At 46.5% G+C, this 11,968-nt stretch carries 10 protein-coding genes and 1 riboswitch; of the genes, 6 read left to right on the top strand and 4 right to left on the bottom strand.

Features of this window, described 5'->3' with window-relative positions; all coding sequences use genetic code 11:
• Positions 1–12 precede the first annotated feature (12 nt).
• Positions 13–921, top strand: a complete 909-nt coding sequence (locus tag JUB15_RS19050; RefSeq protein ID WP_207514141.1) for an AraC family transcriptional regulator — start codon at positions 13–15, stop codon at positions 919–921.
• On the opposite strand, the gene JUB15_RS19045 is transcribed toward JUB15_RS19050, so the two are convergent.
• From JUB15_RS19045 to JUB15_RS19030, 4 genes are all read right to left on the bottom strand, one after another.
• Positions 918–2,492: a PepSY domain-containing protein gene (locus JUB15_RS19045; protein ID WP_207514140.1), complete on the bottom strand. Its 1,575-nt coding sequence runs from the start codon at positions 2,490–2,492 to the stop codon at positions 918–920. The genes JUB15_RS19050 and JUB15_RS19045 overlap by 4 nt on opposite strands.
• A gap of 154 nt (positions 2,493–2,646) precedes the next feature.
• Positions 2,647–4,941 carry a TonB-dependent receptor gene (locus tag JUB15_RS19040; protein ID WP_242696422.1) on the bottom strand — a complete coding sequence of 765 codons (2,295 nt, stop codon included), beginning with the start codon at positions 4,939–4,941 and terminating at the stop codon, positions 2,647–2,649.
• A 280-nt stretch (positions 4,942–5,221) separates the two neighbouring features.
• On the bottom strand, positions 5,222–5,593 hold the full coding sequence (locus JUB15_RS19035; protein WP_207514136.1) for a hypothetical protein: 372 nt from the start codon (positions 5,591–5,593) through the stop codon (positions 5,222–5,224).
• A gap of 298 nt (positions 5,594–5,891) precedes the next feature.
• Entirely contained in the window at positions 5,892–6,725 is an 834-nt protein-coding gene (locus JUB15_RS19030) for a LamG domain-containing protein (RefSeq protein WP_207514133.1), read from the bottom strand.
• A 417-nt stretch (positions 6,726–7,142) separates the two neighbouring features.
• Positions 7,143–7,235: riboswitch (TPP riboswitch) on the top strand.
• A gap of 69 nt (positions 7,236–7,304) precedes the next feature.
• Here JUB15_RS19030 and thiS point away from each other — a divergent pair.
• The 5 genes from thiS (at position 7,305) to JUB15_RS19005 (ending at position 11,868) form a co-directional block, all read left to right on the top strand.
• The gene (thiS, locus tag JUB15_RS19025; RefSeq protein ID WP_207514131.1) at positions 7,305–7,508 is read left to right on the top strand and encodes a sulfur carrier protein ThiS; all 204 of its coding nucleotides are present in this window, start codon (positions 7,305–7,307) and stop codon (positions 7,506–7,508) included.
• A 392-nt stretch (positions 7,509–7,900) separates the two neighbouring features.
• The gene (gene thiC / locus JUB15_RS19020; protein ID WP_207514129.1) at positions 7,901–9,787 is read left to right on the top strand and encodes a phosphomethylpyrimidine synthase ThiC; all 1,887 of its coding nucleotides are present in this window, start codon (positions 7,901–7,903) and stop codon (positions 9,785–9,787) included.
• A gap of 85 nt (positions 9,788–9,872) precedes the next feature.
• Positions 9,873–10,490 (top strand): thiamine phosphate synthase, encoded by a 618-nt coding sequence (locus JUB15_RS19015; RefSeq protein ID WP_207514127.1) that lies wholly within the window; start codon positions 9,873–9,875, stop codon positions 10,488–10,490.
• Between the two features lie 2 nt (positions 10,491–10,492).
• A complete protein-coding gene (locus tag JUB15_RS19010) occupies positions 10,493–11,245 on the top strand; it encodes a hydroxymethylpyrimidine/phosphomethylpyrimidine kinase (protein WP_207514125.1) in 753 nt (250 codons plus the stop codon).
• Positions 11,242–11,868, top strand: coding sequence for a thiamine phosphate synthase (locus tag JUB15_RS19005; protein WP_207514123.1), 627 nt, complete (start codon positions 11,242–11,244; stop codon positions 11,866–11,868). The genes JUB15_RS19010 and JUB15_RS19005 overlap by 4 nt, the downstream gene beginning before the upstream one ends.
• Positions 11,869–11,968: the final 100 nt, after the last annotated feature.

The raw sequence follows: 11,968 nt of genomic DNA, 5'->3' as shown, positions 1-11,968 counted from the left end.
TTGTTATACCATATGAATGCGAAAAATAAAGAAGGGTCTCATAAAAATATCTGGTATGGTATTGGTCGCCAGCGAATAGAAATACCCAAAACGGTGCTTAAACAAAAGGTGCTGCCAAACGTGTTGTTAAATCAATTGTACGTTTGCAGCCTGGGCTATTATCCAAATGCACGCGGGCATTATACCTACCGGAAAAAAGGATTACCTGAGAACTTTTTATTTTATTGCGTTGATGGGGCCGGCTGGTACCAGATAGGTGATAAGAGATCGGAAGTTGGGCCTAACCAGTTCTTTATTTTGCCACAACATGTTGAGCATGCTTATGCCAGTGATGATAATAATCCCTGGAGCATTTACTGGATCCACTTCGGAGGCGAATCACTGCCGCAATTGAATGCCCTGCATGCCGTACAAAAACACTTCAAACCTTTTTATATCAAAAGCAGCGGCGAGATCATCACCATGTTCTCCCGTATGTATAAAGCCCTTGAATTGGGGTACAGCACTGATAACCTCATTTTCGCCAATTTGTGTTTGCCGCATTTCCTGAGCCTGTTCATTTACAATTCGAAACATACTACCGTTAGTCCGAACGATAAGCTGGATGTGGTAGACAGCGCCATCCTCTATATGCAGGAGCATATTAATGAAAATATTTCCCTGCAGGACCTGAGCAGTCATTATAATTATTCCGCTTCGCGGTTCTCGAGTTTATTTAAACAAAAGACCGGCTATGCGCCTATCGATTATTTCATTCAGATGAAGATGCAAAAGGCCAGCCAGCAGCTCGACTTCAGCACCAGCTCGGTAAAGGACATTGCCCTGAGCATGGGATTTGACGATCCGTACTATTTCTCGAAACGTTTCCGGAAGATCATCGGGTTATCTCCCAAGCAATACAGATCACAGAAGAAAGATTAATGCTTCTTCCACCAAAGCATCAAGCCGATCGTGATCATAATAATCTGAAAGAACGCCCACACCATAGTGCTCCAGTCTCTTCCAGCCTTACCTGCCCAATCCATGAAATGATGTTTGTGCAGCAGCGCAAATGAATAACCCTCTGCCAGATCGTTGTCATCGACTTTGGCGGCTAGCCTGCCTGTTGATGTTTCCACGAAAAACTTTTCGTTAAGCGGGGCTGCAAAACACGCACGCCAAACGGGTAAACGTTTATCTGTAAAATTATACTCTTCATTAAACTTAGTAACGGGTGAAATGGTCTGCACCGGAGCAGCCTGCTTGCTGAACTGTGTTGCCAGCCAGGCGGCGTATTGTTCTTCACCCTTCGGCAACACGGAATAATCATTCGTATTCACAAACATAACGGCCGGCAGCTTTGCTTCCCTGTTTTTCATGGTTTTCACAGCTGCATGCATGACTGTTGGTTTATTGGCCGGCAGCAGGCTCACGCGCCACCAGCTGTGTGCATTCATTTTTACCAGGCTGATATTGCTCACCGGTTGCTGAACGGCTGATTGCAATCGGGCGAAATCAAGATCAGGTATCGGCGAAAACCGGTTGCTGGCAAAATAGGCGAGCCGGTCATCGGGTTTAAATTTTGCCAGTGCATGCCAGGCCCCGCTGAATGACCAGCATAATGTGAACAGCGCACCAACAATAGCCGTATACCGGTGCTTTTGCCGCGCTTTCATTATCGGGTGGCCATTCGCTTTTTTAGTTTTCGAAATACAGAAGATATAAATGCCCATCAGCGCAGTCAAAAAGGACAGCAGACAAATGGCAATGATGAAATATAGTTTAGTGTTGCCAAACGCATCGAGCCAGGCCCAGGTATGCAGGAATTGAAAAGCGGCATCAAATGCAGCCCGCCTGTTATCCATGGCAAACGCAAGACGATCCTGCGTGGTTTCCACATAGATGCGGACGCCATCCGGCCGGTTAAAAGCGACTTTGTATACCGGTAATAACCGGTTGACGTATTTGTATTCCTTATCAAAATTCGTCAGCCGCGATACATTGGCTACCCGGCTGCCCGTGGTATTGTTCAATACACAGGCGGTAGCGGCATTGCAGCAATCATGCGCTGAAGTTTCCTCTTCAGTGACCATCGCCGCCGGTGAAGCCGTTGGCGCAGGAGAGGAAGCCTTGGATGGTCCTTCCAGGAATTGTCTGGCGAGGTATTGCGCATACAGCCAGTCGCCCGATGGCAACAGTTTGCCATTATTGGCGCTCAGGTACACCGGCGCCTTATTTACTTCCTGCTGTACCTGGTAAAACAAATTGGTGTCGATATGTATCAGCCGTACATCATGAATCGTCTTGATATTATTGCGGTCCAGCGCTGCCCGAAGCGGCACTTTCAAAGCCTGGCTGTCAACAGGTACCGGTGGCAGTTTTTGGATAGCTACCTGTGGTTTGATGTTCGTCATCAACGGATGCATAAAACCACTTGCGGCCCATAATAAAACGGGTATGGCAATGATCAACGATAAGGTACGGTGCCAGAAGTATATTTTCTTACGAAGCATTTACATTGTTTAATAAGTTATCAGAACGTTTGCAGGTTGCCGGTTCCATGTTGGAGGTTACAGGTTGCAGGTTCCAGGTTACAGGGCGCATGTTAGTTTTAAATATCGAAAATAAAGCCGTGTAACCTGTACCTTCGAACCTGTACGCTTCGCGTTAATGCTTTTCCCCAAATTTATAAGCAACCCCCACATTAAATTCCCGCGGATCGCCCAGATTATAACTGAGCATAGCACCCGATTTGCTGGCAAACGTTGCGTAGTACCTGTTAGTGGCATTGAGTGTATTTACCCAAATTTCAAACTGGCGGATGGCATAACCTGCACGCAGGTTCAACAGGTCATAGCCGCCGTATTTCTTGGTGTTGGCATTGTCCATATAATAAGGGCCAACATGCTGCCATTCGGCCGCAATGCGCAAGCCTTTTGCAAAAGCAGGTTTGTACGTTACCTCGGCATTGGCAATAAAGCGCGGACCACCGGCGAGCTCATTGTTGTTGTAGGCAATTCCTTTTTCGATGTAATCAACGAAGGCATGTTTGCTGTTCGCGGCACTGAATCGGATGGATAAGCCTGCTATGGGCCGATAAGTAATACCATACTCTATACCGGTATGTTTCGTTTTACCGGCATTCTGGTTTTCGGTAGAGCCATCGGGATTCTTTACACTGATGATCTCATTGGTACCCTGCAAAAAATACCAGCTCCAATCGGCATAAAGCTTATTATGTAACAGGGAGAACCAGCCGCCCACCTCATAGTTGTAGAATGTTTGCGGGCCCAGGTATGGCACTTTAACACCGGTGTACAGCTCACTGATCTGTGGGGGTACAAAACCCTCGCTGTAGTTGGCATATACACCTGTGCCTTTATAATTATAGGTGGCGCCTATTTTGGGCGAGAAGCGTTTGAAATTGTTTTTGGTGGATGGCGCTCCGGTAAAAGCAGATGGCGGCAGCGCATTCTCAAAATCATATTGATAGAGATCGTAGCGCAGGGCGGCGGTAAGTTTCAACCCTTTTCTCAATTCGGCTTCATAATGTACATAGGAGGCCAGGTTGCTGATACCGGTTTTATACTGGCTAAGTACGGAATCGGTAGTGGTATAGCCGACATAGTAACCACGGTCGTCACGCTGAATGTTAATGAAATTACTGTTGTATTTGGATGGACTGTTATCGATACTTAAGCCTGCGATCAGTTTACTGTTGAGGAAATTAAACGATTGCTGATGCTGTACAACCAGCATAAACGTATTAAAAGCGCTTTCGTTGATCTCGCCATAGGCGCGTGTCGGATCTGTCGCGATATTCTTTACGCGGTATGATGGGTTTTGCTGCACGGAGTTATTACGGTAAACAAATGATGCCTGGGTGCTGCTGTTGTTGTTCCATTGATGGAACAATTGGGATTTGTACCGCAGTGCAGGCACTTTCCTATAGGTAAACGTTTGGGGAGTGCTGTAGTCTTTATCGGCGAAATGCGCGCTGTCGAGCGAACCCAGCATGTCGCTGTAATAATTTACATAGGTGATATTGTTTACCCATTTTGTTTTTTCACTGATGGCATAATCACCGCGGATGGTAATGCCCGTTTTATGAAAATCGCTGTGATCAACAGGACCGTTGTGCCTGTTGGCATGGTAACCGCTGATGAGTAATCCGAATTTGCCGAAACTGTTGCCCACCTGTACATCGGTTCTTTTATACCCGGTATTGGTGGCCTGAACATTTACCTGTCCGGTTAATATAGCCGATGGCGCCTGGGTGATCACATTCACGGCGCCGCCGATGGCTTCTGCACCATAGAGTGAAGAGGATGGTCCTTTAATGATCTCGATCTGCCTGGCTGCCGGCATATTTATTTCCAACAGCGCATTGTGATTGTATACGCCGGTAGTACGAATGGGAATGCCATCTTCGAGGTACAGGAACAAACTTTTGGTGGTCATGGGCTGGCGAATGCTCATCTGGTGTTGTTCGTTGCCCAGACTTACCATGTTAACACCACTTATTTTATTTACCAGCTGATCGATGCGGGTGGCCCTGGTATCTTCCATCGTTTGTTTGCTGATGGTAGCAATGGCTACCGGCGCCTCACTGCGTTGCTGTGCCGTTCTGCTGGCGCTGATCACAATTTCCTGTAAACTGTTGTTATTTGTTTGTAAGCTGATCAATAAGGGATTGTGCGAAGAAGCCGGAATAGTTAGTGATTGATATCCCAATGAAGTTATCACCAGCTCATATACGGTATCTGCCAGCTGCAGGGTAAAATCTCCATTTGTATTGGTAATAGTGCCGAGCATGGTATGCTTTATCTGCACTGAAGCGCGTGCCACCGGTTCTTTGGTAACGGCATCTATCACTTTGCCGGTACAATTGGTTTGGCCATAAGAACCGAAACCGGCGAGCAAGATCAAAAGAACGATCACACCGGGTATCAAAATTTTCATAGTCATAACGTTGGTGCACACGTAGTTTGTTCAGGCAATAGGTATGCCTGCCAGGCCTGCGTATGCCGGTTGAAGTTGTTAGGAACCAGGTTGCTGCTTGAGATTGGGCCGAAAGATTGCAACAGGAACGTTATATTCTGAAGGTAACTGGTCGTCAGTAAGGTAATTATGTAGCTGACCATCTGGTTGTTCTGATCATAACCAGCCATTGTGCAGCGATAAACAGCTGCAACCTGCAGAAAAAAAGCCCATATCAGTTTGAATTGTCGTGTAGCAGCGCTTATGCCTGAGGAGGATGGAAAACGGCGTCTATTACCTGTTGGGAAATAGGATCGGTATACCGCGATACATGTAGCGGTTTTTCGTCAATGATAAGGTGGTGGGATTCAACTTTCTTTTCACTGTACAATGCTACTTCGAACTTAAAGCCGGATGCACCATTCATTGGCGTGTTCCGGGAATCTTCGTCTTTATTAAGCTGCTTGCCTAAATAACAGGTGCCTGCGCAGCAGGTCTTTGGCTTGAATCGGTTTTCACACCGGGTAGCAGCAATGGCCTTTTGATTCAGCTTGAAATTGAGGACGATAAGGCTCTTGCTGAAGGTTTGCCCCAGCAGGCCCATCAAAAACACTATCGTCCACCATTTATTCAAATTACCAAAGTTTCCGCAAAGATATCAGGTAAACGAATATAATGGTTGAAAAGTATCAGCTTATCTCTTGATTAATGTCATGTTATTTCCTGTTGCAGGTCATCGGCTTTTTCTTACGGTACGTGTATTTTTGATATCGATTGTTGTGTTTGTTCAGGCGTTTAAGCATCAGTACGACCGAGAACGGAACCCGAAAGTCGGAAAGTCCGGCGGTTTGAAAGAACCCTCTCTGTACTAACTTTCAAATTCCGGACTTTACTTTCCTGCCGACTTTCTTTTTTTCATGTTGTATGTTGGATTAAAAAGCCCTTGTTCTTCCTACATAAATATTCCGCGCACGCAAATAGGTATCAGCCGTAGGGCCGGGCGATCCACTGGAGCCTTCCATTTGCATGTTGATGATGATGTACATCGGTTTGCCTACAAAATTGCCGGTGTGTTGTCCTTTCCACACACCATCGATATAATAATGAATGATGACATCAGTAGCCGTTGATTTTTGCATCCAGATGCGGTATGTATGCCAGCTGCCGGGTGATGACACATTGGTAATAATGGAGGATACATCGTTCCATGCACGGAACGTGTTCTGCCAATTGTTCGTATTGCCTTTGAATTCCATGATATCGCTTTCGGGTGGCCAGCTGTTTACACCGGTGAGCCAGAAAGCAGGCCACGAGCCTCTAACCGAGGGCGCCTGAAATTCACCCCTGACCTCGTAGTTGGGAAACTGGTCGTTTACGAGTATATGGAATTTGGCATTGATGGCGCCTGAATGATAACGGATCGGTAAGTAAGGGTCAGCGCTGCTATTGCCTTCATTCCACGTAATGCGCGTTGCCTTGATCGTTAATACGCCCGACCCATCGAGGTAAATATGATTATGATCGGTAGCGCTTCCATACATCCGCGCAGAACCGTTGTGATCGGAACCCCAGGGATACAAATAATTCCAGTACTGTTCAAAAGTGGCGTAATTGGCGAAGGTATTGTTGATGACGGTTTCAAAGGCTTCGGGTGTTGCTGATCTTCCATTTTCATTGCTGGCTGTTGGTTCGTTCAATGTTTTTTTACATTGAGCCAATAAAAGGGAGAAGGGGATCAACAAAAGGAAAGGTTGCATTTTTTTCATATGACTGTGTTTATGGTTAATGTGCTAATGTGCTAATTAGCTGATGGGCTGATGAAATACGCAATCGTAAATCGGCAGACGGCAAACGGCAGACGGTCCAAAATCCATTGCTCACTATGGTCCGTTTACCTCCTAATTATTAACTGAATAACTGAATAACTGAATAACTACTCAACGTAACAACTAAGCCTACTCTAATATAATCTATTTTATAAGCACATAGATCAGACAGGTAAAGAAAAGTGTCATGTATACACCTCAATAAAGGCGGGATGAATACCGGTTTTTCTTTCAGTAGTTTATAAATTAGGAACATCAGCAGGATGAAAGCAGATATGACAGCATTGTTAAAAATCAGGGGCAGAAAACAGCCGGCCAGCAAAAAAAAATTTGTAATTCCAATTTTTGTATACCTTTACGTCACTTTAGGGGTGTCCATAACGGACTGAGATAATACCCTTTGAACCTGATGCAGTTCGTACTGCCGAAGGGAAAAGTGAAAGTCTTCTTTATATATCTTTCTCTTTTTATTCTCTTTTGCTGCATGTTCATTCCCTGAAGTATTTAAAAACGTAGGCTATGAACATTCTTGTCAATCAACAACCCAGAGATATTCCGGATCAATGTTCATTGGAGCAGTTGCTCACCCAGGTATTAGGCATACCCGTGGCCGGTTTGGCAGTAGCTGTTGATCAAACAGTTATTCCCAGCACCGAATGGCCGGCTTATATGTTATGTCCAGCCGATAAGGTAATGCTGATCAGGGCTACGCAGGGAGGGTGAAGCCAATGTGCTAATTAGCTAATTAGCTGATGTGCTAATGAAACAAAATACAATGTGATAATGTGATGATTTGATAATGTGATAATGAAACACAAATGCAATGTGCTAATTAGCTAATTAGCTAATGTGCTAATGAAACAAGAATGCAATGTGATAATGTGATGATTCGATAATGTGATAATCAAATGCAGGGCCGTATTCGGCAGTAATTCGCGTTTGCGTTCAGCGTTTCGCGTTCAGCGTTCTGCGTTTAGCGTTTTGCGTTCAGCGTTTCGCGTTCAGCGTTCTGCGTTTAGCGTTTTGCGTTCAGCGTTTCGCGTTCAGCGTTTTGCGTTCAGCGTTTAGCGTTCAGCGTTTCGCGTTTAATCATTCATTTCTAATAATAAAGTATAATGAAGAAAGAAAGTATTCCCAATCAAAGTAAACTAACGTGCGATCCGTTCCCGGCTTCGCGCAAAATATATGTAAAAGGGCAACTGCATCCTGATGTATCTGTTGCCATGCGGGAAATATCGCTTACTGATACCGCCTTACATGGTAAGAAAGGGGCTACCGAAAAGAATGCACCGGTAACCGTATACGATACCAGTGGTCCTTATACCGATCCAAATGTGATCATCGATGTTAAGAAAGGCTTGTCGCCTTTACGTGAAAAATGGATCATCGACCGCCAGGATACCGAACAATTACAGCAGGTTTCATCTTCTTATGGACTGGAGCGATTGAATAACGAAAAACTGGATGCTTTCCGTTTTGAGCATATCCGCAAACCGCGGCGCGCCAAGAGCGGCTGTAACGTCAGCCAGATGCATTATGCCAAAAAGGGCATCATAACGCCTGAAATGGAATACATCGCCATTCGTGAGAACCAGCGGATCGATCTGTTGAAAGAACAACTGAACGGTACGTACGCCATGCTGGCCCAGCAACACGCCGGCCATAGTTTTGGCGCCAATACCCCAAGAAATTATATCACGCCTGAATTTGTGCGCCAGGAAGTGGCAGCCGGCCGCGCCATCATTCCCAGCAATATCAATCACCCCGAAACGGAGCCGATGATCATTGGCCGCAATTTCCTGGTGAAGATCAATGCCAATATCGGTAACTCAGCCGTTACCTCCAGTATTGAAGAAGAAGTGGAGAAAGCAGTATGGGCCTGTCGCTGGGGCGCCGATACGATCATGGACCTTTCCACCGGTAAAAATATTCATGAGACCCGTGAGTGGATCATTCGTAATTCGCCCGTGCCCATTGGTACAGTGCCCATTTACCAGGCATTGGAAAAAGTGAACGGTAAAGCCGAGGAACTGACCTGGGAACTGTTCCGCGATACGCTGATAGAGCAGGCAGAGCAGGGGGTAGACTATTTCACCATTCATGCAGGTGTGCTGCTGCGTTATATTCCATTAACCGCCAAACGGGTAACCGGTATTGTGTCTCGTGGCGGGAGCATCATGGCCAAATGGTGCCTGGCGCATCATAAAGAAAGTTTTCTCTACACGCATTTTGAAGAGATCTGCGAGATCATGAAAGCGTATGATGTAGCGTTCTCATTGGGCGATGGGTTGCGTCCCGGCAGTTTGGCCGATGCCAATGATGCCGCTCAGTTTGCCGAACTGGAAACCCTGGGTGAACTAACCAAGATCGCCTGGAAACACGATATACAAACCATGATCGAAGGCCCCGGTCACGTGCCCATGCACCTGATCAAGGAAAATATGGAGAAACAGCTGAAGCATTGCCATGAAGCGCCTTTTTATACGCTCGGACCATTGACAACGGATATTGCTCCGGGTTATGATCACATTACATCGGCCATCGGCGCTGCAATGATCGGCTGGTTCGGAACTGCCATGTTGTGTTATGTAACACCGAAAGAACATTTGGGCCTGCCTAATAAAAAAGACGTAAAGGATGGCGTGATCACATACAAGATCGCGGCCCATGCGGCTGACCTGGCCAAAGGGCATCCGGGGGCGCAATACCGCGATAATGCATTGAGCAAAGCGCGTTTCGAATTCCGCTGGGAAGATCAGTTCAACCTGTCGCTCGATCCCGATACGGCCAGGGAGTTTCATGACGAAACGCTGCCGGCCGACGGCGCCAAGGTGGCGCATTTCTGTTCAATGTGCGGACCGAACTTCTGCTCCATGAAAATTACGCAGGATGTTCGCGAGTATGCCGCCGATAAAGGATTGCAGGAAACAGAAGCCCTGCAAAAAGGCATGGAAGAAAAAGCAAAAGAGTTTGCTGAGAAAGGAAGTAATTTATATTTATAGTTACAGGTTGCAGGTTCCAGGTGACAAGGGACTGTGATACTGTTTTCCCTGCAACCTGTAACCTGAAACCTGCAACAATTGTTATATGTTTTCACTGGTTGTTATATCGAAGGCGGAATTGTTCACTGGCGAAGCATCCATCATTCAACAATTGTTTGAAGCGGGCATGGAGCGTTTCCACCTGCGCAAGCCTGGTGCAGATGAACAGGCCGTAAGGCAATTGCTGAATGCCATTCCGGCTGAATGGCACAAACACATTGCGTTGCATAGCCATCATCACCTGGTGCAGGAATATGATATCCGGCGGCTGCATTTTACGGAACAGCAACGGGCGGCAACGGATGAAGGCATTTTGTCGGAAATGAAAGCCCGACGATACCTGCTCAGTACGTCGGTGCATGACCTGCTATCGATGCAACTGTTGTCAACCCGTTTTTCGTATACTTTTTTCTCGCCGGTATTTGATAGTATTTCGAAACAGCAATATAAAGGAGTGGCCGGGGACACATTTTACCTTGCGGATAAACAGAAAGCGGTTCCGGTAATAGCCCTCGGCGGTATTGATGCAGGCAATATACAATCGGTTGCAGCAATGAATTTTGATGGGGCTGCCGTGTTGGGAACCATCTGGAATGAACCGGCGAAAGCCGTTTCCAACTATACTTCTTTATTAACCCAATTGAAGCTAACCCATACTATTTGAATATGCAACCATTACGACCGTATGTATTGACCATAGCAGGCTTCGACCCCAGCGGTGGAGCAGGTGTGCTGGCCGATTGCAAAACCTTTGAACAACACGGTGTGTACGGCTTTGGCGTTTGTACTGCCTGGACGGTTCAAACGGATGACCGGTTTTTAAATATTCACTGGCTAAGCGAAGAACAGATCATTGAACAGCTGGAACCGCTGCTGGGCAAGTTTGTGGTCTCTACCTGTAAAATAGGCGTCATCAATTCACCGCAAACGCTGCTGCGGGTGATCCGTTTTTTAAAAGAGTATAATCCTGCGATCCGCATTGTGTGGGACCCTGTGCTGAAAGCAAGCGCGGGATTTGAATTCCATGAAGTGAATACATTTCATAACCTGGAAGAAATATTGACGGAAATAGCGCTGCTGACGCCGAACTATCATGAACTGCAACAACTGCAGCTGATCACCGGCGAAGACCTGGTAAAAGACGATTTCGCCGTTTTCTGCCCCGTGCTCTTGAAAGGAGGACACCGGCCGGATGCACCGGGCACCGATACTTTGTATGAACCCGGCGGCCTTACGGTAATAGAAGCTGGCGTTGATAAGGTATTTCAAAAACATGGCTCCGGATGTGTGCTGGCGGCCGCTATCACCGCCCGCCTGGCTGCCGGTGTACCCCTGAAAAAAGCCTGCAGGCTGGCAAAACAATATGTAGAATCATTTTTAAACAGTAACCAGTCATTACTGGGGTATCATTCTTTATGATAGATCGATTGTATTTCATATCACAACAAACTGCGACAAAAACGCATCTGGCGACCATAGAAGAAGCGCTTGAGGCCGGCTGCCGTTTAGTACAACTGCGGGTAAAGAACCAGCCGGAAGCCGACGTGTTGGCCCTGGCACAGGCTGCAAAGGCACTGTGCGACCGTTACAATGCCAAACTGATCGTTAATGACTTTCCGCAAGTGGCCAAAGCAACAGGCGCCTGGGGCATTCATGTGGGCTTGCAGGATATGGCGGTAAAAGAAGTGCGTGCTATTGTAGGGCCTGAGATGATCATCGGTGGTACTGCCAACACCTTTGAACACATTCAGCAACGTGTGCAGGAAGGGGTCGATTATATTGGGCTGGGTCCTTTCCGTTTTACTGCCACCAAAGAAAAGCTAAGCCCCATCCTGGGACTGGAAGGTTATCAACAGATCATGGAGCAGGTAAGAGCGGCACGCATTCAATTGCCCATCGTAGCCATTGGCGGTATCGTAGCCGATGATGTGCCAGGTTTACGGGAGGCCGGTATTCATGGTATCGCTGTTTCGGGGGCCATTACGGCTGCCGAAGATCAAAAAGGAGCTGTGGAAAGAATTAAGACGTTGTTCAGTTCGTAAGTTATTTAGTTCGTGGCTTGTTCAGTTCAAACAGGAGCTTAATAACTCAATAACTGAGTAACTCAGTAACTCAAATACTGAAGAATGTAAAAAAAATAAT

The sequence above is a fragment of the Longitalea luteola genome, assembly GCF_017356035.1.
GTDB classification, from domain to species: Bacteria; Bacteroidota; Bacteroidia; order Chitinophagales; family Chitinophagaceae; genus Niastella; species Niastella luteola.
This window is presented reverse-complemented; position numbering and strand designations above follow the sequence as displayed.